The 25,137-nt window shown below is 66.8% G+C and carries 26 protein-coding genes; 8 read left to right on the top strand and 18 right to left on the bottom strand.

The genetic code is table 11. The annotated features are described in order from the left end of the window. The first annotated feature begins 37 nt into the window (after positions 1–37). On the top strand, positions 38–967 hold the full coding sequence (locus HZR14_RS01840; protein ID WP_370464939.1) for a cation diffusion facilitator family transporter: 930 nt from the start codon (positions 38–40) through the stop codon (positions 965–967). Between the two features lie 95 nt (positions 968–1,062). Here the strand turns inward: HZR14_RS01840 and HZR14_RS01835 are convergent, their stop codons facing one another. Both HZR14_RS01835 and deoC read right to left on the bottom strand, forming a co-directional pair. Beyond that, entirely contained in the window at positions 1,063–2,307 is a 1,245-nt protein-coding gene (locus tag HZR14_RS01835) for a tRNA (N(6)-L-threonylcarbamoyladenosine(37)-C(2))-methylthiotransferase (protein ID WP_181691168.1), read from the bottom strand. A gap of 62 nt (positions 2,308–2,369) precedes the next feature. Beyond that, entirely contained in the window at positions 2,370–3,041 is a 672-nt protein-coding gene (deoC, locus tag HZR14_RS01830) for a deoxyribose-phosphate aldolase (RefSeq protein WP_181691167.1), read from the bottom strand. 194 nt (positions 3,042–3,235) lie between these two features. Between deoC and HZR14_RS01825 the strand changes: the two genes are divergently transcribed. Together HZR14_RS01825 and HZR14_RS01820 are read left to right on the top strand one after the other, a co-directional pair. Beyond that, the gene (locus HZR14_RS01825) at positions 3,236–4,201 is read left to right on the top strand and encodes a transcription initiation factor IIB (RefSeq protein ID WP_181691166.1); all 966 of its coding nucleotides are present in this window, start codon (positions 3,236–3,238) and stop codon (positions 4,199–4,201) included. 58 nt (positions 4,202–4,259) lie between these two features. Further along, positions 4,260–5,228: a DUF5787 family protein gene (locus HZR14_RS01820; RefSeq protein ID WP_181691165.1), complete on the top strand. Its 969-nt coding sequence runs from the start codon at positions 4,260–4,262 to the stop codon at positions 5,226–5,228. 64 nt (positions 5,229–5,292) lie between these two features. Here the strand turns inward: HZR14_RS01820 and HZR14_RS01815 are convergent, their stop codons facing one another. From HZR14_RS01815 to HZR14_RS01795, 5 genes are all read right to left on the bottom strand, one after another. Beyond that, a complete protein-coding gene (locus HZR14_RS01815; RefSeq protein ID WP_181691164.1) occupies positions 5,293–5,529 on the bottom strand; it encodes a hypothetical protein in 237 nt (78 codons plus the stop codon). Positions 5,530–5,686: 157 nt separating this feature from the next. Beyond that, a complete protein-coding gene (locus HZR14_RS01810; RefSeq protein ID WP_181691163.1) occupies positions 5,687–6,214 on the bottom strand; it encodes a DUF5815 family protein in 528 nt (175 codons plus the stop codon). 42 nt (positions 6,215–6,256) lie between these two features. After that, on the bottom strand, positions 6,257–7,138 hold the full coding sequence (locus tag HZR14_RS01805; RefSeq protein WP_181691162.1) for a DUF7847 domain-containing protein: 882 nt from the start codon (positions 7,136–7,138) through the stop codon (positions 6,257–6,259). 90 nt (positions 7,139–7,228) lie between these two features. Then, positions 7,229–7,645, bottom strand: a complete 417-nt coding sequence (locus HZR14_RS01800; protein ID WP_181691161.1) for a DUF7124 domain-containing protein — start codon at positions 7,643–7,645, stop codon at positions 7,229–7,231. An 85-nt stretch (positions 7,646–7,730) separates the two neighbouring features. Further along, positions 7,731–8,975, bottom strand: a complete 1,245-nt coding sequence (locus tag HZR14_RS01795) for an NAD(P)/FAD-dependent oxidoreductase (protein WP_181691292.1) — start codon at positions 8,973–8,975, stop codon at positions 7,731–7,733. Positions 8,976–9,149: 174 nt separating this feature from the next. Here HZR14_RS01795 and HZR14_RS01790 point away from each other — a divergent pair, with 174 nt between their 5' ends. Next, a complete protein-coding gene (locus tag HZR14_RS01790) occupies positions 9,150–9,701 on the top strand; it encodes a DUF6149 family protein (protein ID WP_181691160.1) in 552 nt (183 codons plus the stop codon). A 213-nt stretch (positions 9,702–9,914) separates the two neighbouring features. Beyond that, a complete protein-coding gene (locus tag HZR14_RS01785; RefSeq protein WP_181691159.1) occupies positions 9,915–10,913 on the top strand; it encodes an AI-2E family transporter in 999 nt (332 codons plus the stop codon). 120 nt (positions 10,914–11,033) lie between these two features. Here the strand turns inward: HZR14_RS01785 and HZR14_RS01780 are convergent, their stop codons facing one another. Continuing rightward, positions 11,034–12,428, bottom strand: a complete 1,395-nt coding sequence (locus HZR14_RS01780; protein WP_181691158.1) for an NAD(P)/FAD-dependent oxidoreductase — start codon at positions 12,426–12,428, stop codon at positions 11,034–11,036. Between the two features lie 100 nt (positions 12,429–12,528). Further along, positions 12,529–12,882: a hypothetical protein gene (locus tag HZR14_RS01775; protein WP_181691157.1), complete on the bottom strand. Its 354-nt coding sequence runs from the start codon at positions 12,880–12,882 to the stop codon at positions 12,529–12,531. A 222-nt stretch (positions 12,883–13,104) separates the two neighbouring features. Here HZR14_RS01775 and HZR14_RS01770 point away from each other — a divergent pair, with 222 nt between their 5' ends. Further along, positions 13,105–13,983: a homoserine kinase gene (locus HZR14_RS01770; RefSeq protein WP_181691156.1), complete on the top strand. Its 879-nt coding sequence runs from the start codon at positions 13,105–13,107 to the stop codon at positions 13,981–13,983. A gap of 108 nt (positions 13,984–14,091) precedes the next feature. On the opposite strand, the gene HZR14_RS01765 is transcribed toward HZR14_RS01770, so the two are convergent. The 5 genes from HZR14_RS01765 to guaB all read right to left on the bottom strand — a co-directional run bounded on the left by HZR14_RS01765 (position 14,092) and on the right by guaB (position 18,085). After that, positions 14,092–14,604, bottom strand: coding sequence for a GNAT family N-acetyltransferase (locus HZR14_RS01765; RefSeq protein WP_181691155.1), 513 nt, complete (start codon positions 14,602–14,604; stop codon positions 14,092–14,094). 67 nt (positions 14,605–14,671) lie between these two features. Next, complete coding sequence (locus tag HZR14_RS01760) at positions 14,672–15,262, bottom strand: HTH domain-containing protein (RefSeq protein WP_181691154.1); 591 nt, start codon at positions 15,260–15,262, stop codon at positions 14,672–14,674. 374 nt (positions 15,263–15,636) lie between these two features. Further along, positions 15,637–16,221, bottom strand: a complete 585-nt coding sequence (locus tag HZR14_RS01755; protein WP_181691153.1) for a peroxidase-related enzyme — start codon at positions 16,219–16,221, stop codon at positions 15,637–15,639. Between the two features lie 159 nt (positions 16,222–16,380). Next, positions 16,381–16,548: a hypothetical protein gene (locus tag HZR14_RS01750; RefSeq protein WP_181691152.1), complete on the bottom strand. Its 168-nt coding sequence runs from the start codon at positions 16,546–16,548 to the stop codon at positions 16,381–16,383. Between the two features lie 55 nt (positions 16,549–16,603). Then, positions 16,604–18,085: an IMP dehydrogenase gene (gene guaB, locus HZR14_RS01745; protein ID WP_181691151.1), complete on the bottom strand. Its 1,482-nt coding sequence runs from the start codon at positions 18,083–18,085 to the stop codon at positions 16,604–16,606. A gap of 264 nt (positions 18,086–18,349) precedes the next feature. Here guaB and HZR14_RS01740 point away from each other — a divergent pair, with 264 nt between their 5' ends. Continuing rightward, complete coding sequence (locus tag HZR14_RS01740) at positions 18,350–18,553, top strand: DUF8099 family protein (protein ID WP_181691150.1); 204 nt, start codon at positions 18,350–18,352, stop codon at positions 18,551–18,553. Between the two features lie 3 nt (positions 18,554–18,556). After that, positions 18,557–19,453, top strand: coding sequence for a DUF5794 domain-containing protein (locus tag HZR14_RS01735; protein WP_181691149.1), 897 nt, complete (start codon positions 18,557–18,559; stop codon positions 19,451–19,453). Between the two features lie 163 nt (positions 19,454–19,616). Here the strand turns inward: HZR14_RS01735 and HZR14_RS01730 are convergent, their stop codons facing one another. The 4 genes from HZR14_RS01730 to HZR14_RS01715 all read right to left on the bottom strand — a co-directional run bounded on the left by HZR14_RS01730 (position 19,617) and on the right by HZR14_RS01715 (position 25,083). Continuing rightward, positions 19,617–20,708 (bottom strand): DUF4013 domain-containing protein, encoded by a 1,092-nt coding sequence (locus HZR14_RS01730; RefSeq protein ID WP_181691148.1) that lies wholly within the window; start codon positions 20,706–20,708, stop codon positions 19,617–19,619. A gap of 66 nt (positions 20,709–20,774) precedes the next feature. Beyond that, complete coding sequence (gene rqcH / locus HZR14_RS01725) at positions 20,775–22,889, bottom strand: ribosome rescue protein RqcH (protein WP_181691147.1); 2,115 nt, start codon at positions 22,887–22,889, stop codon at positions 20,775–20,777. 69 nt (positions 22,890–22,958) lie between these two features. Further along, the gene (locus HZR14_RS01720; RefSeq protein ID WP_181691146.1) at positions 22,959–23,102 is read right to left on the bottom strand and encodes a ribbon-helix-helix domain-containing protein; all 144 of its coding nucleotides are present in this window, start codon (positions 23,100–23,102) and stop codon (positions 22,959–22,961) included. 199 nt (positions 23,103–23,301) lie between these two features. Then, positions 23,302–25,083: a MutS-related protein gene (locus HZR14_RS01715; RefSeq protein WP_181691145.1), complete on the bottom strand. Its 1,782-nt coding sequence runs from the start codon at positions 25,081–25,083 to the stop codon at positions 23,302–23,304. Positions 25,084–25,137 lie beyond the last annotated feature (54 nt).

Raw genomic sequence — 25,137 nt, 5'->3', positions numbered from 1 at the left:
CCGATGATTTATGCGGACGGTTCGGATATATTTCGCCGTGAGCGATACGGCCGTCGCCGAGGCGGGCCTGGACGCCGACCGCGAGAGGCGCGGGTTCACGCGCGCCACCGTCGTCAACGTCGTCGGGAACGCGGTCAAGATCGTCGTCGAAGCGGCCGCCGGGCTCGCGTTCGGCTCCGTCGCCCTCCTCGCCGACGCCGCTCACTCGGTCGCCGACCTCGTCGCGAGCGTCGTCGTGTTGGTGTGGGGCCGAAGCGTCTACGACGACCCCGATGAGACCCACCCGCACGGCCACCAGCGGGTCGAGCCGCTGGCCGCGCTGTTCGTCGGGAGCGTCATCGTCCTGTTGGGGCTCAACCTCCTGTATGAGTCCGCCCTCGGCCTGATCGAGGGGCCGTCCGTCGATTTTAGCCCCTTGCTCGTCGGCTCGTTGGTGTTCGCGATGGCCGATATGTATCTGGTGTACTGGTACACCGTCCGCGTGAACACGACCGTCGGTTCGTCGGCACTCGATGCCCTAGCGATCGATTGTCGTAACGACATCTACACGTCCATCGCCGCCCTGGCGGGCGTCATCGGCGTCTTTTTCGGCTACCCGGTTCTCGACGCGCTCGCGGGCGGACTCGTCAGCCTCCTGGTCGTCTATCAGGGCGTCGAGATCGGTCGCGAAAACGTCTCGTATCTGATCGGTGCCGCCCCGAGTGACGAGCAGTGCCGGGCGGTGGCGGACGTCCTCCGGTCGCATTCGGCGGTCTCGGGGGTCCACGACCTCGTCGTCTTCTACGACGGGACGGATCTGGAGGTCGAAGCCCACGTCGAGGTCGACGGCGAACTGACGCTCATCGAGGCCCACGACATCGAGACCGATCTCGTCACGTCGCTTCGGGATCTCGAGGACGTCGGCGACGTCCACCTCCATCTCGACCCGGCCGGAATCGGCGAGTGGAAAGACGCCACCGAAGAATAACTCCGCGCCGATGGCGTCGTTGGGTCGTCGTATGGACCGTCGTCGACGGTGGGTCGTCGTATGGACCGTCGGATGCCGGAAGCGCGGGGAGGGAATCAGACCGGCTGGCCGAAACAGTACATCGCTTCGCTGGCCGTGATCTCGACGTCGAGGACGTCGCCTACTTCGACGCCACGATCAGCCGCGTCCGTGACGATCACCTGCCGGTAGGCCTCGTCGCGGCACTTGATCGAATCACCGGTGCCGGGCTCGACGGCCAGAACCTCGTGGATGTCGCCGACCATCGAGGCGTGTGTCTCCGTACAGATCTCGCGTTTCAACTCCGACATCGCCTTGGAGCGCTCTTTCTTTTTCGTCCCGCCGAGGCCCTTCATTTCGGCGGCGTCGGTGCCGGGACGCTTCGAGAAGCGGGTGACGTTGATCTTCTCGGGACGCACGTCGGCGAGAAGCGCCATCGAGCGCTCGTGGTCGGCCTCGGTTTCGGTCGGAAAGCCGACGATGAAGTCCGTCGAGAGCGTCCAGTGGTCGAGACGGTCGTCGAACGCCTCGACGACCTCCTCGAACTTCTCGACGCGGTGTTGGCGGCGCATCGTCTCTAAGACCTCGTCGGAGCCCGACTGGACGGGGGCGTGGATGAAATCGTAGAGCTTCTTGTTTTCGGCGAAAACGTCGGCCAGCTCCTCGTGGATGCCGTGGATCCCGCCGGGGTTTGCCATCCCGAGGCGGACCCGGAACTCGCCGTCGATCTCACAGATCCGATCGAGCAGCTCGGGGAGCTTCCGCTCGCCGGTGTCCCAGCCGTAGACGCCGGTATCCTGGCCGGTCACGCGGATCTCCTTCGCGCCGGCGTGGACGAGCGCTCTGGCCTTCTCGACGTTCTCCTCGACGGAGGGCGAGTCGACCCGGCCGGTGGCGAATTTGGTGATACAGTACGAGCAGTTGCTCATACAGCCACGGGCGATCGGAAGGATGCCGATGACGCCGTCGAGGATCGGCTCGGCGTCGGGCGTCGTCGTCGGGCACTCGCCGTTCGTGACCGCGGTGGGGACGTCGTCCCAGTGGAGCACCTGGACGTCCAGATCGGCGAACGCCTCGCCCTGAGCGAGCGCCATACAGCCGGTGACGATCAAATCAGCGGTCTCGGACGCCAGTTCCTCGGCGCGGCGCAGCATGTTCCGTTCGGTCTTTTCGACGACCGTACAGGTGTTGAGGATGGCCACGTCGGCGTTGTCGGGGCCCTCGACGGGGTGGTGGCCCGCATCGCGGAGCGAACGCTCGATCCGGCGGCTCTCACCCCGGTTCGACGTACAGCCGTACGTCTCGATGTGGTAGGTGGCCATCGGCTACCGGCTCTTGTGCGCCGCCGGGCAAAAGGGCGACGCTTCGGACCATTCGGGGGCGATCACTCCTCGGTCGGAGCGACCCGCGACGCGTCGACCGCGTCGGCGTCGAACCCCTCGACGATCGCGTCGCCGGCCGGCGTCCCGATGCGGTCGGCCCCCGCCTCGAGCATGGCGAGCGCCGTATCGAAGCCCTCGATGCCCCCGCTCGCTTTCACCGGCAGGTACTCGGACATGATCTCGACGTCCTCGACGGTCGCACCGCCGGAGAAGCCGGTCGTCGTCCCGAGGGACGCGGCACCGGCCTCCTCGGCGAGCTCACAGGCGGTCCGGAGCTTTCCGACCGAGAGCAGCGGCGCTTCGACGACGACGGTCACCGGGATCGGAACCGCCGCCACCGTCCGCGCGAGTTCGTCTTCGACCGCCGCGTCGTCGCCGTCGCGGAGCCGCCCGACGTTGAGCATGGCGTCGATTTCGTCTGCCCCGTCCCGCCAGACCTGCTCGGCTTCGAACTCCTTGGTTTCGGGGGCCGCCTGTCCGTGGGGAAACCCACAGACGCTGACGAGCGTCACCGCCGGTGCGTGCTCGGCGGCCTCGGCGGCGTAGCACGGCGGAACGCGGGCGTTCATGCCGTACCGGGCAGCGACGTCGAGCGCCGCTTCGACGTCACCGACAGCCGTTTCCGGCCCGAGGGCAGTGTGATCGATGCGGGCGGCGAATGCGTCTCGGTCCATACCCGGGATACGCCACACGCAGGTATAAATCGACACCACGTCGCCGGGGCGAGTACGACGGCCACCGCGCTTTTCCGATGGCGTCGCCCGAAAGCACCAAAGTATTTAAATACCTTTCGCACGTCCACTATATACTGACATCTGACCGGGTCTTTCTGGGGTAAATCCCTGCCTGGCAGCCCCCGCCACGTAGCATGAGCGAACATACACGAACACGGACGACCGAGACCGAGACCGAAACGGAGACCGAACGAGACGAGACGACTGGCTGTCCGGAGTGCGGCGGCAAGGTCACAGCCGACTCGGAGCACGGCGAGACGGTCTGTCGAGACTGTGGCCTCGTCGTCGAGGAAGACGAGATCGACCGCGGTCCCGAGTGGCGCGCCTTCGACAGCGCCGAAAAGGATCAAAAGTCCCGCGTCGGAGCCCCTACCACCAACATGATGCACGACAAGGGCCTCTCGACCAACATCGACTGGCGCGATCAGGACGCCTACGGGAACTCCCTCGACTCCCGCCAGCGCCAGAAGATGCAGCGACTCCGCAAGTGGAACGAGCGCTTCCGGACGCGTGACTCCAAGGAACGCAACCTCAAACAGGCCCTCGGCGAAATCGATCGAATGGCCTCCGCGCTCGGCCTCCCCGAAAACGTCCGCGAAACCGCAAGCGTCATCTACCGACGCGCGCTCGACGAAAACCTCCTCCCCGGCCGCTCCATCGAGGGCGTCTCGACGTCGTCGGTGTACGCCGCCGCCAGACAGGCCGGTGTCCCGCGCAGCCTCGACGAGGTCGCGGGGGTCTCCCGCGTCGAAAAAAGCGAGATCGCCCGCACGTACCGCTACGTCGTCCGCGAACTCGGCCTCGAAGTCGCGCCCGCCGACCCCGAGAGCTACGTCCCGCGCTTTGCGAGCGAACTCGACCTCTCCGAGGAGGCCGAAAACCGCGCCCGGAAGCTACTCGGCAACGCCAAAGAGCAGGGCGTCCACTCGGGGAAGTCGCCGGTCGGCCTCGCCGCCGCCGCCGTCTACGCCGCCTCCCTTCTCACCAACGAGAAGACGACGCAGGCCGCCGTCTCGGAGGTCGCGGACATCTCCGAGGTCACCATCCGCAACCGCTATCACGAACTGCTCGAAGCCGAACAGGACCTCGCGTTCGCATAACGGCGGACGTTCCCCCTCGAGCGCGCCGTTTTTGGTTCCGCCGCCCCTCGGAGGAAACGTGCGGGAGTTCGCCTTCGAACTCGCGATGTGCAGCGCCCTCGAGGCCGATAGCGATGGCCTCCTCGCGCGCCAACTCGGCACCCACACCCGGATCGTCGACGTCGTCGAGGTCTCACCGGGACCGGCGTTCGGTCGCCGGACGGAGATCACGTCCGAGGCGATTCCCGGCCCCGCCATCGAGAGTGACGTGGGTGTCGGACGGGCGCGCCGGCCGACCGAAGCGATCGACGCCACCCCAGAGCGCGCGGCCGCGATCGCCGACCGGGCCATCCGGATCGGCTTCTTCGAGACCGAGCACCGCGGCGGACGCCGGTTTGTCCGCCGGGCGAGTGAGTATCCCGAGTGGATCGGCGGGCTCCGCGCGTTCGAGAACAAGCCGGATCTCGCTCGCCCCGGTGACCTCGAACGCCAGTTGCGAAAGGACGTCTCGTTGTCGCTTTTCGACGAGGTCGTCCTCGTCACCGAATCGTACGTGACCGGCGCACACCTACATCGAATCCCCGATCCGGTCGGCGTGTGGCGTTTCGACGCCGAGGCGGGGGACTTCGAGACGGTACGTGAACCGGAGCCCTTGGCGGCCGACGAGGCCGGGATCGCCGTGCTGGACGGGTCGCCGACCGCGGTCGAGATCGAGCCGGTCGGGGCCGCGGAGAAAGCGCGACTCCGCCGGCGGATCGCCGAGCGCGCCTACGGGAAGGGCTGGCGGCCCGACACGATGCCGGGATGTGAGCAGGCGAGCGCGCGCGGTCCGCCGTTCGGGCCGTCGGACGTGTTGCCCTACTGCGCGTGGAAGGGTCGGTTCGTCGATCCGGCCCGCGAATGCGGCCCCGACTGTGCGGGCCACGCGCCGGCGGACCCGCCGGCAGCCGACACCGAATCCGTCAGGGACGACCGAACCCCGTGGGTGGCCGATCCGGACGGCGTTCGGCGAAAACAGGTCGGGCTCGATCGGTTCGGCGACACGTGAGCGCTCGGAACGCCGTCGCGCGGGTCGCCGTGTATATCGACGGCGGGCCGCCCCACGCCGGCTCTCAGTTTCGCCCGTCGCCGAGTCGATACCGGTAGGGCTGATCCCGGATGACCTCGACGTCGGCGGCGCCGCCGTCGGCCTCGCGCCCGAGTACCGTCGCTACGCGGTGGGCGCTGTCGAACTCCTCGCCGTAGTCCTCGAGCAACTCGAGGATCTCCCGGGCGGTCAACGGCTCGTCCGGATCGGCCTCCGACAGCACGGAGCGGATACGCTCGAACTCGCCACGGCGTATGCGCATGTGGGTGTACATGGCCTCCCATACCATAAGCATCCGTCAGACAAATGTCATACACGGAGGGCGGGAATACCGGGCGACTGCGGGCGGTTCGGCCGTCCGACACGGCTGTCGGTCACGTCCGCCCCGGAGGTCGGCTGCGGCCCGGTTGCCGGCCGGATCAGACCGGCGTGTCGAACTCCGAGTCGAACTCGCGCTCGTGGCGGTACTCCTCGACGAACGCCGCGACGTCGAACTCGAGCATCTGCTGTTCGAACCGCGTTGCGGTCGCCTCGTCGCCGTGGCTCGCGGCGTGTTCCATCAACTCGACGAGGAGTTCGACGACGATTTCGTGGAGGCGGCGGGCGTCGAAGTCGGCGATCCAGATCAGCGCGTATCCGACCCGGCCGTCGTCGGAGACGTCGGCGACGGACACCTTCTCGGGGAACTCCTCCAGAACCATCCCCATCACGTGTGGCGTACCGAACTCGGGGAACTCGTCGTCGGTCTCGATGCTCCCGGCCAACACGTCGACGATCGACTCGGGAACGAATCGCGAGATCGGGTGGGCATCGACGACGAGGGCGTGGTGTCCGCCACAGTCGCACTCGAGTTCCCGGAGACCCATATCGAGGTCGACGGCCCGGACGGTCTCGCCACAGGGGAGCTCGAGTCGGTCGTCGTCGCCCGGAACGCGCGGCGTTGGCATTGTCCTGTCTGGGCGGCCGATCCGGTTAAAGACGGCGTTCGGTCACCGCGTGAGGTCGTCCGCACTGAGCGCCGCGTCGTAGGGGTCTTTCGGCTCCTCGTCCGGTTCGGCGTCGTCCGTGGCGTCACCGCCCTCGTCGACGCCGATTTGGACGTACGCGCGCGTCGCGGCCGCCGTGCCGAACGCGCCCAACAGGCCGCCGACGACCGCCGCGGCGACCGTTCCAGCAGGGGTCGAAACGACACCAATGGCCGCGGACGTTACCTCCTCGAACCGCGAGACGATGACGAGGACGGCACCGACGAGGAAGACTTCGACCCGGTGTCCCTTCGTGACCCGCCAGGAATCGGCCATCCCCTGGACGAAGTTCTTGTCGTGGATGGCGATCTCCTGTCTGAGGAAGAAAAACAGGACCGCGAGGACGACCCCCGGCACCAACAAGAACAGCGATCCGACGAGGATGAGCCCCCAAACGACGATCTTGCCGACGAAGCCGTTCAGCGTCGCGAGCAGGGCATTGTCGGTAATGAGATCGGCCGTTGCCGTCCCTGGTTCGTCGGTCGCGAAGACACGAACTGCGGCGATCGAGACAGCCTCAGCACCGATCGCCAAGACGAGCAATCCAGCAGCAGCGATCCCAGCCGAGAGGTCGACAGCGAACGGAGCGTTCGATCGGACCTGCTCGTGCGCCGTCTCAAACTGGGTGATCGCGTCGTCGTACTCCGCCGGCGCGAGCCCCAACTCCTGTGGGGACGCGCTCTGAAACGTCGAAAGTGCCGATTCGGCGGCGGCGATGAGGAGCGATTGAAACAGTACCGTCGTCAGGAGGGCGATACCGGCGAAAACGGCGGCCACGAGGAGGCCGTTCCTTCCGGCCGTGCGGGACGCTCCCTCGCGGAGCGCTTGACCAATGTCGAGACCCATACCCGTATCCGGGTCCGCCGGCCCCTTAAGGGTAGCCGAATCCGAATCCGAATCGGGTCCGCCGGGCGCGCGGCGCTTTGAGGGGGCAGCCTACGGCCAGTCGTCGCGGCGTTCGACCTCGGCGTCCTCTCCGGTTTCGTCGTCGGTGCTGAGTTCCCATCCGGCCGCCTCCGCCGCCGATTCGATCGGGAGGAACTCCCAGTCTGCGGTCTCCGCGAGGGACTCGTCGGCCTCGCTCTGCCCGACGAAGACGTGGCGGTCGGTCTGGAACTGGTTTTTGACGCTTTCGAGGCTCTCCTCGCGGCCCCGCGGTCCGGAGAAGAAATCCTGTCTGATCCGGTTTTTCCGCGTGAAGTTCGTTACCACGTAGGTCGGCTTCTCGGAGATCACCCCGACGTACTCGCTCCACGAACGGGCGTCCGAAAACACCGCTTCGGGGTTCGCAAGCTCTTTGAGCGTTTCCAACTCGAACGCGAGCGTCATGTCTGATGAGCCGCCGCCGTCCATACGCGGTAGAGGGAGGTGCCGAGAGAAAACACTTTGGAATCGGGTCGGCGGCCCCGGCGACGGGAGCACGGGCGTCGGTGCCGGATCAGTCCGCCGTCGCCGGATCCTCGAAGGCGTCGATGTCGACGCCCTGTTCCAAGAGGAGATCGGTCCGGTCGGAGACGTCGAGTCGCTTCCGGGCGAGCTTTTTTAATACCGACTGTGCCGAGAGGTCGCCGATGAGCACGCCGCCGATGACGCGGCCGTCCTTGAGTGCGACCCGACGCCAGGTCCCGTCGTCGTATTTCTTTTCGACCGAGTCGTCGCCGCGGGTCGGGTGGCCGAAGGAGAGAAACGGGAACTCGAAGTGGGTGATCGAGTACGAGGAGACCCATTCGAACTCCGCCTCGGGGCCGTCGGCGACCATGTTCTGTCCGGCGATGTTGCCCTGCTCCTTCGCCGACCCCCACGCGCCGTTTTGGGCGCGGTCGCCGAGAATTACGTCGTAGAACTCGGTGATGTCACCGGCGGCGTAGACGTCCTCGACGTTCGTCCGCATGTACTCGTCGGTGATGATCCCGTTGTCGGTCTCGATCCCGCTTCCGCGGAGGAACTCGGTGTTGAAGTTCAGCCCGATCGCGATCCCGGCGAACTCCGCCTCGAAGCGCTCGCCGTTGGGATCGACCGCGGCGGTCACGTGCCCCTCGTCGTCGGTCTCGAAGTGATCGACGCCCGAATCGAACACCGGCGTAACGCCGACGTCTTCGAGGGCATCGTGGATGATCTCCGCGCCGTCCGGGGAGAGCGCGTATCGCCACCAGGACTCGCCGCGCATCAGGTAGTGTGCGTCGACGTTCTGTGCGCCACAGATGGCGGCGAGGTCGATACCCAACAGTCCCGCACCGACCACGACGCCCTTCTCGGCTGCCTCCGCGCTCCGTTTGATGGCTCGTGCGTCCTCGAACGTCCAGAAGTGGTGGATCCCGTCGGCGTCGCTGTTGTCGACCGGGAGCTGTGTCGGCGTCCCGCCGGTCGCGACGAGGAGTTTGTCGTATTCGAAGGTCTCCCCCCCGTAGGTGTAGACCTCGTGAGCGTCGGGGTCGACTTCGGTGACGACCGTATCGAGTCGCAGGTCGATTTCGCGCTCGTCGTACCAGTCGGGGTCGTGGATCGAGACGGGGGCCTCCGGGAGCTTTCCCTTGGCGAATTCCTTGATCAGGATTCGGTTGTATAGGGCTTCGCCTTCCTCGGTGAGCACGGTGATGTCGGCGTCCGGATCGCCCTCCCGGATCGTTTCGGCCGCGGAGGCGCCGGCAATGCCGTCACCGATGATTACGTGGGACGCACACATGGGTACGGATAGAGGATCCGGGTTAATGTTAATTGCCATATCGACGCCCCCGGTTCGATGGGGCCGACGGGACGCCGAAGGTGTATACACGGCCGGGGGCGACCGACGGAGCGTCGCCGAAAGGCCGGTTCCGCTAGCAGGGCGTTCAATACGCCTCGGGCCCTCCCCGTTCGTATGAAGATCTATCAGAACCCGCGCCACTGGGCATCGAAGAAAGCGCTCACTACCCCCGGCATCAAGGGAGTCGCACGGTACGGCCTGGTGAAGATGCATACGAAGATCTTCCTGGGGAAGACAACGGAGGGAAGCCGCGAGGAGCGGCGCGACCACCTCGATGACTTCTTCGATGCGACGATGGACAGCTACGTTGCCGCCCTCGAGTCCGGCTACACCGAGGCCGAGGCCAGAGAGATCACGCACATCCAGGCGAACTTCGATTTCTTCGATCACGGCTGGACGGAGATGATGGAGATTCCGGGCGAGGAACTCGAAGCCCATTACCGCCGTTATGAAACGTTCTTCGAGCGTTATGAGATCACCATCGACGATCCGCTCGGGGTGTTCGCCCCGGCGGAAGGCGTCGCGGACGCCCCCGCAACGCCCGAGCGGCTGGAGACGACCGAATACGAGAACGCGATCGCCGGGTTCGCCGACGACGTCTACGTCGAGACCGGCGACGGCGAAACGGTCGTCGGAGGCGATACGGAAGCACCCGACTCATACTGACGAACAAAAGAATGTACACACGACGCACGAGGATCACGCCGTTCGACGGAGCGAACGGCGGATCACTCGTGAGTCGGTTTCATTTGATTTCGTCCACCAGTATCAATCGACCCCCGGGAGTCGCCCGGCGTCGACGACGGGGACTCCAAGGGCGCGAGCTAGACGGCCCTCGGCTCCCCGTAGCCTTTTTAATCCCCGCGGCGACGGGGCTGTATGAACCGCGGGCAGGCGTTCCTCCTCCTCGTCATCGCGCTCGTCTCCGTGGTGACGCTTCTCATCGTCGTGCCGTTTCTCGAATACGTCGTAGCGTCCTTGCTCTTGGGGTACGTGCTCTACCCGCTACACCGACGTCTCGAGGCACACATCGGCGGGGCCGCGTCGGCACTGAGCCTCATTTTCGCGACGATTATCGCGGTCATCGTCCCGCTCGTGTACATCATTTCGGTGTTCGTCGGCGACCTCCGGGCGATCGCGGCCGGCGACATCGACCTCGATACCGAGGCGATCGAGCGTCGGCTCTCCGACCTCCTCGGCCAGGAGGTCGACATCGAGCTCACGGATCTGCTCGCGACGGCCGGCGATCAACTCATCCGCGTGCTCTTCGACGGCTATACCGGCGTTTTCAGATTCGCCCTCCAGGCCGGGATCGGGATTGCGCTCATGTTGTTTTTGCTCTATTATCTGTTGCGCGACGGCCCGGCGTTCGTCGAGTGGGGCAAGGACACCGTTCCGCTGCCGCCGCACGTCGTCGAGGATCTGGTCTCGAAGATCGACGCGACGACCTGGGGCGTCGTCATCGGCCACATCGTCGTGGCGCTGGTACAGGCGCTCATCGCCGGCGTCGGCCTCTGGGTCGCCGGCATCCCGAACGCGGTGTTTTGGACGTTCGTCATGGCGGTGCTCTCGCTGTTGCCGCTCATCGGCTCGTTTCTCGTGTGGGGACCCGCATCCGCCTATCTCGTCGTCATCGACGAGGTGACCGCGGGGGTACTGTTGGCCGTCTACGGCGTCATCGTCGTCAGCCTCTTCGACAACTACGCGCGCCCGATCCTCATCGACCAGCAGGCGGGGCTGAATCCGGGTGTGATCCTCATCGGCGTCGCGGGCGGGGTCTACTCCGTCGGCTTCACCGGGCTGTTCGTCGGCCCGATCGTCATCGGCGTGTTAGCGGCGACGCTCGAAACGTTCCGACGGGAGTACGACCGGATTTAAGACGGGCCGTTACAGCAACGTATCAGCGAGCGTCAGGCCGGATCGGCGTTCGCCGGGACCCGAGGAAGACGGTCCGTCCGAGACCGTCAGCGATACCCGACGATCGGGTGGCGACGGCCCCTACCGATCCAGGATCCGATCGGCGGCCGCATAGCCCGCCTCGATCGCACCGTTGAGACTCCGTTCGGGGTACTGCGCCCGCGAGGCCATGCCGGCGTAATACACTCCGGGGTGGCCGGCTGACGCGAGATCGTAGGGGACGACCATGTCCAGATACCCCCGCTCGTAGACGGGGGCGGTCTTCGGGTTTCGTGAGATCCGAACGTCGGTGACGGCGTCGGGGTCGAACTCGGGGAACAGCGACTCGATCCCCTCGAGCCACAGCGATTCGATCCCGTCGTCGTCCCGTTGCCACAGGTCGTCCGTCGGCCCTTGGACGTAGCTTGCGACGTACAACAGGTGTTCGCCGCCGTATCGCTCCGGGGGGACGAAGTTCGTATGCTCAATCAACGCCCCGAACGGGGCATCGTCGGCGATGTTCAGCCAGTAGGTATCCAAAAGCGGCTCGGACATCGAGACGAGCGCACAGATCGATCCCTGGAAGTCGACGTCGCACCCGTAGCCGGTTAGCGATTCGAGGACGTCCGGCATCGTCGCGACGACGACGCTGTCGACGTCGTGTGTCCCGGACCCCCCCTCGCCGCGACGCTGGGTCGTCAACGACGTGACCGACGGCGTCGAGTCGCCGTCTGCCTGGGGTGCGATACGGTCCCCGGCGCTGGCGCCGCCGTCGGTGACGGTCCCGCTGTCACCTCCGGAAAACGATAGCTCCGTGACGGCCGTCTCCGTGTCGATTCGATCCCGTCCGACCGCCTCTACCAGCGCATCGACGAGGACGGCGAATCCGCCGTCGAGATAGCCCAGGATCTCGCCCCGGAGGAGGTCCCGTTCGCCCCGGAACTTGATGCGGCCGAGCAGCCACGCCGCCGAAATATCCTCCGTTCTGTCGCCGAACTTGGCGTCCAAGAGCGGTTCGAAAAAGTACTCGTAGACGCCGCGGGTGGTGTGTTCCAACAGGAACTCCGTGACGGGGACGTCCTCGAACGCTTCGATGTCGTCGTAGGTGTCCCGCCGCGGACGGCCGCCGCGGACGTCGATTCCGAGCGTCAGGGCCGTAAGCCGGATCTTATCGTAGAGCGACAGGTGCGGGTAGGCTGCGATCTCCCAGGGCGTATCGAGGGGGTGAGAGACGCCGTCGACGTAGTAGGCGTTCTTACCGACGCGCCACTCGATCCGCTCGCCGACGCCGAGCTCCGCGGCCAACTCGACGATCGTCTCCTCGGACTTCGAGAGGTGGTGATAGTACGATTCGACGCGGTCGCCTGCGGTCTCGTAGCTCGCGGCGAGGCCGCCCGGCTCGGCGGCGGCCTCGAATACCCGAACGTCGTGGCCCGCCCGCTGGAGGCGGTAGGCGGCGGCGAGTCCGGCGAGGCCGCCGCCGACGATGCCGATCATACCGGGGAATCGACGCCGCGGCTGTTGGCTCTTTTCATGCGCATCGGAGACGCCGGTCCCACCGCCACACGCCCGTTCGGCCACTCGCCACCTCTCTCGGCTACGTGTCGTTTTGATCGGCCGGTTCGTCACGTCGATCCGCCCGCCGCCAGGCTGGCCGTGCCTCGAGCCGCGTCCGGACGGTCGAACGCACCGACGCCTCCGTACCGTAGAACAACTCCCGGCCGGCAGGGGTCTGAAACCGGATGATGAGCGTTTCGCTGGTGGCCCGGAAAACGGCGAGCGCCCAGCCGTCCTCGGAGCGCCAGCGGCTCAACAGCTCCGTCTCGGTACCGCCGACGACGCGCGTCCCGAGTTCCCAACTCAGTCGGCTCCGATACGGGATCTCGACCGGCAGTGCCGCCGGAAACGTTCTCGCTTCGGACCCCCCGTTCGAGGTGGTGTTCGTAGCCATACCACAGTACCGGGAACCAGAAGCAAAAAACGTGACTGTTCGGCCGCGGGATACCGTAACGACACGGTGAGCCTCCTCGACGGTCCTGATGCGTCCCGTATCTACGGGGATGTTGGACACACGCCAGATGCGGTACGTGTCTGCCCGGCTGTATGGGCTATCGGGGCGACGACGCGGAGCGAAAGGTCGGGTTTTATTCCGGGGCGAATGGAACGGGGCTACATGGTTACGGTGCGGGCCCCCGCGACGAGTGCGAACCTGGGGAGTGGCTTCGACGTCTTCGGCGCGGCACTCGGTCGACCGGCGGACGTCGTTCGTATCGAAAAGGCCGACCGCACCACGATAGAAGTGACCGGCGTCGGGAGCCAGTACATCCCCGAGGATCCCGAAAAGAACACCGTCGGCGCGGTCGCCGAGGCGCTCGAGGCCCCGGCCCACATCCAGATCGACAAGGGCGTCCGGCCGGCCTCCGGACTCGGCTCCTCGGCGGCGTCGGCCGCGGCCGCCGCGGTCGGACTAAACGACCTGTACGGCCGCGGCCTGACGCGCGAGGAACTCGTCCCGATCGCCGCCGAGGGGGAGGCGGTCGTCTCGGGGGCCGCCCACGCCGACAACGTCGCCCCCTCGATCATGGGCGGGTTCACCATCGCCCGCCCGGACGGGGTGACGGCAGTCGACGCGTCGATACCGCTCGTCACCTGTCTGCCGGAGATCGTCGTCTCGACGCGGGACGCAAGGGGCGTCGTTCCCGACGGAGCGCGGCTGGAAGACGTCGTCGAGGTCGTCGGAAACGCCGCGACGTTGGCCATCGGAATGGCCCGTGGCGATCCCGAACTCGTCGGGCGCGGTATGGACGATTCGATCGTCAGCCCCGTCCGTGCGGACCTGATTACGGGCTATGAGTCGGTCCGGTCTGCCGCCTTCGAGGCCGGGGCGACGGGTGTGACGATCTCGGGGGCCGGACCCGCGGTGATCGCGGCCTGCCGCGAGCGCGACCGACGGTCCATTGCGGCGACGATGCTCGACGCCTTCGACGCCGTCGGCGTCGACGCCCGCGCCTACCAGACGGCGATCGGACGCGGCGCGGAGATCTTCGAGTAGCCCTGGTATGGTCCGTATCGCCGATGCCCACATGCGTCACGGCCGGGGACGAACGGCCCCTCCGCGGCGGAATCGGCGCTTCGGTGGGCGGACGATTCGCCCCGGCCCCTAGGTGAGATCCAGCGAATAGGTGTTCTCCTCGAACGTTTCCTCGCCGACCGTCGTTTCGGCCCGCTCGGCGAGTACGAGGCCGCGGTCCGCGTAGAACTCGTTGCCCAACTCGTTGTCGGCGAGCACCATCGCGTTGAGCCGATCGATGTCGTGTCGACCCAGCTCGTGGTGGACCCGATCGAAGAGCGCCTTCCCGATCCCGTTCCGTCGTGCGTCGGGGGAGACGTAGATCCGCAGGAGGTGCCCCTCGTCCCCGTCGAGAACGGCGTGGGCGAAGCCAGCGATTCCGTGGGTTCCGGCCCCCTCTCCCGCATCGTCCGCGGTCGCGACGTAGATGTGCGTCCAGGGATCTTCGAGTTCCTCGCGCAACCGATCGTGACCGTACCAGCCGTTGATGGCCGCCTCGACGCTCTCGCGGCTCAGGATGTCCGGATAGTCGTGCTCCCACGATGTCCGCGCGATCTCCCGGATCGCGCCGACGTCGTCGGGGTGGGCGACGTACAGATCCATGTCCCAAGTTGACATACCCGTGTAATAAATGTGTGGCGGCGGCCTCGGTTCCCGATCGGCGTCGAGACTACGCTCGCTGGGGAACCCGTTCGTACTCGCCGCGGCGGGAGTCCCCGACCCCGACGTCGGTCGCACCCTCGGCCGCCGCCAGCCAGTCGCTGACGGTATACGTGATCGCGTCGCCGGAATCAGTCGGGACCGTATAGGGGATGACACCCGCCGGCCCGGACGTCTCGCGCTCGGCGTACTCCAGTTCCAACAGCATGACCGGGACACAGACCCCGGGAGCGGACGGGTCGTCCTCCAGCAGCGACTGCGACGCGCTCCGGCGGCGGATCGCGGGCCGAAGCGAGTACGCCGAGTCGTCGGCCCACTGCTCGAAGCGCTCGACGAGCGCATCGCACGTCGTGATGTCGGCTCCCGCTCCGGTCGCGTGTCGACGGGGAGGCCACTGTCGAACCCGAACATCCGCCACGAGCGACGTCTCCCCGAGCGTCTCCAGTCGCCGGCGGACGGCCTCGATCTGGCGACGGCTCGGAGCCGTGACGTCGCCCCGGACGTAGCAGGTGACCACAAGCGGCGTCGTTGGATCGGTACAGATAGGGTGGCGTACCGGTTCGGTACGGGTCCTCGCCGTCGGCTGTCGTTGATCAGCCATCACGTGGGTGGACGGCATGCTTCCTTCTAAACGCTTCTAGGAGGTGTATAGAGCGGTTGGGAGTGCTCGGTAGCGCTCCCGTGTTGGTGTCGGCTCCTCCGGCGTCTCCACGATACGGACGGTCGCGTACCGCTCACCGACGGGTGGCCGGTCGGCGTCCCCCAGACCTGCTTGCCGGCTTCGTACGGTGGACTGGACGAACCGCTCGACGACGCCGGGACCGCGCTTCGTCGTCGAAATCGACGAACGCCCCGTCCGTGTACCCGGCGTCGGAGCGCGGTCCACACTGCCGGCTGTGCGTCTGTCACGGACCTCGCCGTCAGGGGTGGCGAACACCGTCACGAAGCTACGGCCGGCAGTATCGGGATCTCCGGCTACGTGCCCCCGGTTTCGCCGCGGCCCATCGTATAGAACCGATCGTTGGGCCGCATGTCGGTGAGTATCGCCATCCGGTTCGAGAGATTGAAAAAGGCCACGACGCCGGCGATATCCCAGATCGCCTCGGCCGAAAAGCCCGCCTCCCGCAGCCGGTCGAAATCCGTCCCGTCGACTTTGTCGGGCGTCTCGGTGAGCTTCGCGGCGAAATCCAGCATCTCGCGGTGAGGCCCCGAAAGGTCCGCCGCCCGGTAGTTCGTCGCCAGTTGGTCCGCGAGCTTCGGGGCGTCGGCGAATATCCGGAGTAAGGCCCCGTGGGCGACGACACAGTACAGACAGTCGTTGATGCCGGACACCGTGACGACGATCATTTCGATCTCCGCACGCTCCAGGGCCGTATCCTGCGTCAGCGCGTCGTGATAGGCGAAAAATGCCCGGAAGTGACTCGGCTTGTACGCGAACGCCGAGAAGACGTTCGGGGTGAAGCCGGCCCGCTCGGCCTCCTCGTCGATTCGCTCGCGAACGTCGTCGGGGAGTTCCTCCCGATCGGGGACCGGAAACCGGCCCATCGCGTCGTCGTTCATATCCCACGATCGATCCGGACGGATATAATTCGTTTCCTCATTCCCGAACGTGGACTCACCGTCACCGGTGTGTGTCTCCGAACGTCACACCGCGTACGCTCGGGGTCACACCGCGTACGCTCGGGGTCACACCGCGTACGCTCGGGGTCGCCGGCCGTATCACCGTCCACCGCCGGACCAGTCGTCGCTCCGAGCGCGTTCGATCACATAGAGGACGAGATATCCCACGGCACCGAGAACGAAAAGCGTCGCCGGGATCAAGAACGGCCCGAAGGTACCGAAGAGCCACTCGAAGGCGGCGACCAGCGGGACGATGGTGCCGGACATACCGCAGAATACGGGAGCGGCGTTTAATATCCCCGCGGAAGGGGCCGGAACGGCCTTAGCTGTCGGGGCTGTAGTTCGGTGCCTCGTCCGTGATCACGACGTCGTGGGCGTGGCTCTCGGTCTGGCCGGCCGAGGAGACCCGGACGAACTCGCTTCGCTCTTTGAACGCCGGGATGGTTTCCGCGCCGACGTAGCCCATGCCCGACTGCATCCCGCCGACGAGCTGGTGGAGTTCGGAGGCGAGCGGCCCCTTGTACGGCTTCGCCGCCTCGACGCCCTCGGGAACGAACTCCTCGTCCTCGTCTTCTTCCTTGAGATAGCGGTCGCCGCCGCCGTCGTTCATCGCGCCGACCGAACCCATCCCGCGGTACTGCTTGTAGCGTTTGCCGTTCATGGTGATGACACGGCCGGGGGCCTCGTCGGTACCGGCGAAGTACGATCCGAGCATGACCGCGTCGGCACCCGCGGCGATAGCCTTGATCGCGTCGCCGGAGTATCGGATCCCGCCGTCGGCGATCACCGGGACGCCGTGTCGCGATGCGACGTCGGCGACCTCCGCGATAGCGGTGATCTGTGGCATCCCCGATCCGGAGACGATCCGGGTGGTACAGATCGATCCGGGACCGATCCCGACCTTGATGCCGTCGGCGAAGTCGACGATCTCCTCGGCCGCCTCGCGCGTCCCGACGTTGCCGACGACGACGTCGGCGTCCACGTCGGCCTCGATCTCGCGAGCAGAGTCGATGACGTCGAGGTTGTGGGCGTGTGCACAGTCGATGAAGACGACGTCCGCGCCGGCCTCGTCGGCCGCCCGGGCACGGTCCGTCTCGAAGGGGCCGACCGCGACGCCGGCGACCAACGCGCCGTCCCCGTCGCGGGCCGCGTTGTCGTGTTCGCGCCGCGCGAGCACGCCCGCCATCGTGATGAGCCCCGTCAGGCGGTTCTCCCCGTCGACGATCGGCACCCGCTCGATTTTGTGTTCGTACATCAGTTCGAGGGCTTCCCGCGGCGTCACGTCATCGCTCGTGGTGACGACCTCGTCGGTCATCGCCTCGCGGACCGCGTCGTACTCGCCGACTTCCAGATACGGGCGAATGTCGGTGCCGGAGATGATCCCCAATACGACGTCGTCGTCGTCGTCGACGACGGGAGCCCCCGAGACGCCCTCCCGCTCCATCATCGCGTCGACCTCGCGGACGGTCTGGTCCGGATCGGCGGTGACGACGTCGCGAATGATGAGTTCGTCGGCGCGTTTGATCTGTTCGACCTGTGCTGCGGTCTCCTCGACGGTCATGTTGCGGTGGAGGACGCCGAGGCCGCCCTGACGGGCCATCTCGATCGCCAAGTCGGCCTCGGTGACGGTGTCCATCGCCGCCGAGAGGACGGGCAGATTCAGCGTGACGTTCGTCGAGACACGGGTCGCCATGTCGGCGTCGTCTGGCTCGACGCGACTCTCCTTGGGACGGAGCAACACGTCGTCGAACGTCAACGCCTCGGGTACACGGAGCTTCTCTGAGAAGGGTTCCTCGCTCGCCATGTAAACGGTGGGAAGCCGCGATGCAAAAGCGTTGCGAGAGAACGGGTCCGTGGGTACGGACGGCACGGTATCGCCGGGCGTGTACGGACGGCACGGTATCGCCGGCATCGAAACCGTGATCGGCGGACGAACGGACGATCGTGGCCAACGACGTTCGTTTTCGGACGGTCCGCCGACTCCCCAACCATCATAGTGGTCGTTCGTCGTTCGCATGTGCCCTCGACTCACACAACATTTATGCAAGACACACCCGAATACCTCGGTATGGACTCCGCAAGTCCCATCGCACAGTGTACCGCCGGCGAGTACGCCCTCCCCACCGGCGCCACATTTACAGCTGCGATGCGGAACAAGAACGCGGAGAATACCCTCAAACGGTTCGAGTTCGGGTTCGGGTTCGGACGCGACCGTCCCGGAGGGTATCGCCATCGTCACCGCCGATCCTACGGTGAGGGGCTCCCGGCCTGACGGATGAGTACGTCACGACATCCGGTCGCGTTACGCCTCGAGCGACGCGTCGGCGAGGGAACCCGGTTGCTCGCCACCGTCATGGCGCTGCCGCTTCTGGACGGGATCTTCGCGGCTCTCGTCCTCGCGGGGGCAGTGTCGTCGCTCCTCGGTATGGTCGAGGTCGGGCTGCTCATCTTCGGCGGCAGCGCGACGCTCGCTGTCGTCCTCGCCGAGATGGAGGGCAGCCGCCGAGAGCGCGTCCGGAACATCCTGCTCGTCGGGGCGCTCGTCGTCCCGCTCGCCGCGATCCAGGCGGCCATCGCCCCGACCATCGAGTCGCTGTTGTCGATGGCGATCTTCGAGCGCTTCGCCGCCCTGGTCATCCTCGCGATCGCGGCCAAGACCGCCAGCGCCACCATCGGCGAATACCTCCCGAACCCGAGCGTCATCATCGCGCTCGGGCTGGTCGCCAGTTTCCGGCCGAACGGCTTCGAGCTCGCGATCATCTCCGAGCCCGTGTACGTCCTCTACGGAACCGGCGCGGCGATCATCGGCGTCGGGTTCGCGCTCGCGGTCGCCCTGCTCGGCCCGTGGCTGCGCGGCAACGTCGATATCGATCGGTTCCGCTTCGGGAGCGCCGTTGCGCTGGGCGTACTCCCCTTGACGATCCTCGAGGTCGGCCCGATCACGGGCGAGGAGCCGCTGGCGCTCATCGTCCTCGCGCTCACCGGCCTCCTGGCGTTCAACCCCGAGGGTGCGATCGACCTCCCCGGTCCCGCAGACGGGGGCGGCGAGGCTCCGGCGACCGACGGCGGCCCAGACGCCGCCGACGCGGACGGCGAGCCGTTGCTCGACGACGGCGTCGAGGAGGACGGCTCGCCCGGCGTCCCGGACGGCGACCGCGCTCCCTGGCTCTGATACTGCCGGACGTCCGTTCGTGAACGTCCGACTCGGTACATGTCCGAACTGCCGGTCGAACGTGCGTGTCGAGTGGCCCGCGATTCAAGTCGGCACGTCCGGCAGTATGAGGATACCACGACACCGGCGCGTGCGTGTCGTCCAACGGGGCCAGCCGACAGTCTCAGTCGTCGTCATCCTCGTGTTCACTCCGGGTCCCGCGTTCGCTCTCGCTCCCGGTCCGATCCGGATCGACGGCGGGCCGGAAACCGCCGCCGAACGTCTCCGATGTCGGGTCCGCATCCGATGTCGGGTCCGCATCCGATGTCGGGTCCGCATCCGATGTCGGGTCCGCATCCGTCTCAGCCTCGGGGGCCCCCCTGGAATCGCCGCCCGCCACCCGCCGTACCGCGGGCGTAAGCTCTCGGCCCCCGGTCAGGGGTCGCCGACGCCGGCTTCCGAACGCCCCGTCGTCGGACGGGACCCGTTCGACGGCGGATCGGAGCGCCCAGTCGTCGGGGTCGCTCCGCTCGTGTGTGGCGGGGACCGGATCGAGATCGAGTGCGGCCCCCACGCCCTGCCCGTAGCAGTACCGGACGCTGGTAGCGATCATGAACTGCAAGAAGAACCCGACGAGGAGGAGCCGAAGCAGGTAGGTAAACGGGAGCACGAACACTCGTAACGCGACGGAGATGCCCCACGCGGTGGCGTAGTCCTCGGTCACGGCCCCGGAAACGACGGGCCGGATCTCGAAGGCGGCACCGGGCCGATCGGTGTAGGCGAACCGTGCGACCGCGACGGGGAGAACGTAGAGCGCGCCGATGACGTACATGAGCGCGAGTACGGCGAGAAGCCCCACGATCGGTACCGCAACCGCGGTGGCGTTCTCCGGAATCCCGACGTCGGTCAGACGCGTCGGAAAGTCAGCGCCGAGTGCCTGTGAGACCGCCAGCGGCCCGAGGACCACGATCCCCGGCGACAGGTAGACAGCCGAGATGCCGACCGCCACCACGCCGTCACGGAGCAGACGTCGGACGTCGCCGAACCGAGGCGGCGTGGGCTGGTCGCGCCCGATCGTCGTCCGTACGACGCGGACGTAATATCCCCGGACGAGGAGCCACGGCAAGAGGGCCACGGCGGCGAGATACGCGTAGGGCGTATCGAGCCCGGCGACACCGAGGGAGGCCATGATGACGACGAGAACGAGCCCGCCGACGATGACCGAACGACCACCTTCGGGGCGTTGTGTCGGGTAATCGATCGCCTCCCGGAACATACCGACATCAACGTGTCGGGTGCGTTTATATCCCGTGGAGGCGGCCGACCGGACGATACGGCCGTCTCACTTCTCTATCATCCGGCTCCCGCCGGGGGGACAGAACTCCTGGATACGGTCGGGGCTTGCGACCTTGCGGACGAAGCTCGTGTCGGTGAACCGCTCGCGGAACGCCCGATAGAGCCGTTTTGCGACGTCGTTTTGGGCGTACTGTCCGGGTTCGATGCGGATCGACGTCTCCGCGACGGGATCGATCGCCGACGGCGGCCCCCCGATGACGCGGGTATCAGGTTCGCATTTGATCCCGATCGAGACGCCGACCGACACGTCGCGGTAGTAGTCCCGATCGCCCCGGATGACGAAACTTCCCTTCTCGATGTACTCGCCGCTTTCCGGGGTCTTCGACACCTGGTCGGCATCGACCTCGTAGACGTCCCCCTCGAACGCGCCGTCCTTCCAGACCGAGGAGTACGACACCGCAAACTGGGCGGCCTCGCGTTTGCTCCGGTCCGGGATGTCGACGTCGCGGGCGGGTTCGTCCGGCTCCGTCGCTTTCAGCACCGTAACCGGTGCTCCGTGCGCCTGCGCGTGGAAGAACCGATCAGAGGGATCCATGTACTTTTTGACGAGTTCCTCGTTTTGGTCGGCGTTTCGCCCGCCCAGTACCAGAAAGCCGTCGCTCGTCCGGAACCACCGGAACCGCTCGTGCCACTGCTCGTCGTATCTGACCGGCACCGACGACATGGCGGTGTAGTCCGTCTCGACGTCCTCGCTTTCACCCCCGTCGTCTTCGCCCTCGTCGTCGGCCTCCCACGCCTCGCGGCGGCGCTCGACGTCGGCGAGATCCGCACGGGTGTCCTCGATCGCGGCCTGTGCGCCCTGTTTTTTCTCTCGGACGCGTTTTGCCTCGGTGTAGAGGCGATCGGCGTTCTTTTCGACGCCGACCATCGGATCCAACTCGATGGAGCCGTCGCCGAGGTCGACGGTTACCGTTCCTGCCGCGCCGTCGACGGAGACGACCGCCTCGGCCGCCTCGATGCCCTGCTCGGCCCCGGCCCGGAACGTCGCCTCGATTTCGTCCCACGGGACCCCGTCCTCGCGAGCCTCGCGAACCGTCGAGCAGATATCGTCGACCAGGTCGTAGTTGCCGTACAGCGACTCCGCCTTCCGTTGCTCCTCGTCGGCTTGCTCGTCGTACGTCTCGATGGCCCCCTCCTGTTGTTCTATGATCCGCTCGTATTTTGCGATCTCGGATTCGAAGTCGGGGCGGTCGCTCCCGGCTCCGGCCTGTTCGTCCGCCTCGGACTCGGTTTCGAGCCGGTAAAAGTACTCGTCGATCGCGCCGTTGAAACTCTCGAAGGCGGTCGCATCGTAGCCCTTGGCCTCGTGTTCCCGCAGGGGAAGCGGCGTCGCGTCGACGACGTCACCGTCGTCGGTCTCGTAGAGCCGAGGATCGGTTCGGCCCTCGAGGATCGGCTCCCGAAGGCGCTCAAGCGCGCCGAACAGCGCCTCGTATTGTTTCTCGGTCGCCCCCTCGATGTCCATCGTCTTCTCGACGCCGGCGCGGGTACACAGCTCCTCGGCGTAGAGCCCGCCGAAGTTGAGTTGCGTGGCGAGCGTCCGGACGAGATCGGTGTCCGACTCCGCCATCCGCGCGGCGAAGGCCTCGTAGTCACAGTCGAGGGGGCTGAAACGCTCGTCCGGGTAGCCGTATTGTGACCCCGGCGCAACCGTCCGGGAAGTCAGCCGGACGGTGTCCAGACAGTCGATGACCTCTCTGTCCTCGTTCATCACGGCGACGTTGCCGTCGCCGAACAGCTCGGCGACGACGAGTGTCGTTGCGTCCTCACGCTCGAACCGGAACGTGAGGATGCGGTCGAAGCCGTACTGTTCGACACCCTCGAAGTTCGCACCCGCGATCCGGTTTCTGAGCATCATCGCGAAATTCGGCGGCCGCCCCGGCGCGTCGGCGACGTGCTCCGGGACGGCGACGTGGGCCCGCTTGGGATCGCCCGTCTCGATCACGAGTTCGATCCGCCCGCGGTCGTAATCGCGCATCTTCAGCCGGACGAAGTCGTCGCCGTAGAGGTATGCCTTGTCGACGACTGCGCCGGTGTACTCCCGTAACTCCCCGACGAGGGCGGCGAGATCGACGCTCGTCATCGCCCGTTTTCTGTCCATACGTGCCGGTACGTCGGGCCGAAGAAATGCCTACCGTCTCGGCAGCGCCGTCCGTCCGGATCGGCAGCGTCACTCCCCGACGGCATCGAGGGCCGCGGTCACGACGTCGGATCGGCTCTCGTAGCCCGGCGAGAGGCGGAGCCGATCCATCCGTTCGAGGAGCCCCTCGTCGAAGGTGACCTCGATTTCGACGGACTCGTTGGACGATGACATGACGCCCACCACACCGGACGGGAATAAAACGGTATCGGCTGCCGCACTCACTGCCCTCCCACCCGCACTCACGGCACCCCACCCGCACTCACTGCCCTCCCACCCGCACTCACGGCACCCCACCCGCACTCACTGCCCTCCCACCCGCACTCACGGCACCCCACCCGCACTCACGGCACCCCACCCGCACTCACTGCCCTCACTCCGAGGAACCGAGCGCCGTCCACTCGGCATCCGATAGCGTCCGCTGGATCATGTCGGTGTCGACGGCCTCGGCGAGGGTCCGGAACCCCGCCTCTTCGGCGCGGTCGTCGGCGTTCGCGACGAGCCGCGAGACGATGAACTCGGGCGTCGAGCGGCCGACCTCGCCGAACCGCGGCTGATAGTCCACCTCCAGTTCCAGCGACTCCGTCAGCCCGCGGGCGAAGATCCCGTCGGTCCGCGCCGCGTCCGGCAGCGGTTCGAGGTCGTTCGCGAGGTGCGTCACGAACGTGCCGATCGCGCTCTCGGCGATCGAGAGTCGGACGAGTCCGCCGAGTAGGTCCGCGGCCCGTCCCGGTTCGGTGATCGCCTCGAACTCGTCGACGAGCATGAGGGTCCGGTCGCCCGAAACCAGCGGCGGGACGACCGACTGCAGCGTCGACTCGAGGACGCCGGCGTTGAAACTCGCGTGCCGGCGATGAAAGACGAGCCGATCGAGAACGGACACCTCGGCGGCCGCCGCGGGAACGGGCAGTCCCATGTGTGCGAGGACGGTTATCTCACACAGCGTCTCCAACAGCGTCGTCTTCCCGCCGCTGTTGGCCCCCGTAAGTACCGTCACCCGTTCGCCGGTGGGGGCATCGAGGCCGTGCTCGCCGACGGCGTATGTGATCGGCTGGATGTCGGCGTCGGCCTCGAGCAACGAGAGGCTTCGGGCGTCGACGGCCGCGAGGCCGTCGGCGTCGGCGTATCGGGGTCGCCGGAGGTCGTAGGCCGCCGCAAACCGTCCCAAAGAGAGCTCACGTGCGACCGTCGTCACCGCGCCGCCGGCCCGGTCGACGTCCTCACCCGCCGCCTCGATCGCCGCCTCCAGATCGGCACGAACGTCGATCGATCGCTCCTCGATCGCCGCCTCCAGATCGGAGCGGAGCGCTCGGAGCGTCTGGGTGAGAAACCCCGAGGCGTCGACGGCGTCCTCGGCCATCGACGATCGGACCCGGGCCGGGTCGACCGTGGTCTCCCGGCGGAGGTACTCGACGAGTCCCTCCCGGAACGCCGCGGTGTCGCCGACGCCCTCCGATCGCAGTTCCTCGAGAACCCCCTCGGCGTTCGCCGAGAGTCGGTCGACGGACTCGCGGGCGTCCCGCAGTCGGTCGAGTTCGTCGTCCGCCCCGCGGTCGATCCGGCCATCGCCGAGCGCGTCGAGCGCGACCGCCGCTTCAGCCAGCGCACCGGTATCGAGGGCGGCGATCGGATCGAAGACGGATCGGCCACCGTCTTCGGAGGCCGCCTCCTCCCCGACGACGTCGCGTTCCGACAGTTCGATCGCCGTTTCGACGGCTGCGATCCGACCGTCGGGCGCGCCGTCGTAACGCTCGAAGGCGTCGAGGACTGCCGTCCGGGCGTCGTCATCGAGCCGTTCCCATCCGTCCCGGCCACGTTCGACGGCATCGAGGTGGGCACTCATTTCGGCTTGGTCGGCAAGCGGGGTCAGCGTCCGGAGCCGATCGGCTGCCGCCTCGCTCACGGCGTGGTCGGCGATCGAATCGAGGAGGTCTTTATAAACGAGTCGGGCGTCCCGCGTCGCCAAAAGCGCCATCCCGTCGGCGCTTCGAGCGTGTCTGAGCACGCGCGTCACGCGGCTCCGATCGACCCCGGCCTCGACGAGTCGCCGCACGTTCCCTGCCTCGATGGCCTCGACGGCGGCCTCGGTCCCGATGGACGATTCGAGCGTCTCCCGGGTCTTCGGGCCGATCCCCCAGTACGCCTCTAGATCCATGTTCGTGGAACGTCCAGGTGGGGTATGAGGCTGACGGAGAGCGCGAACGACCGA

Origin of the sequence: Natronomonas salinimetallica, from assembly GCF_013839515.1 — an archaeon.
In the GTDB taxonomy this organism is placed as follows: Archaea; Halobacteriota; Halobacteria; order Halobacteriales; family Haloarculaceae; genus Natronomonas.
The sequence above is the reverse complement of the archived record's forward strand: the minus strand, read 5'-3'. Positions and strand labels throughout refer to the sequence as shown.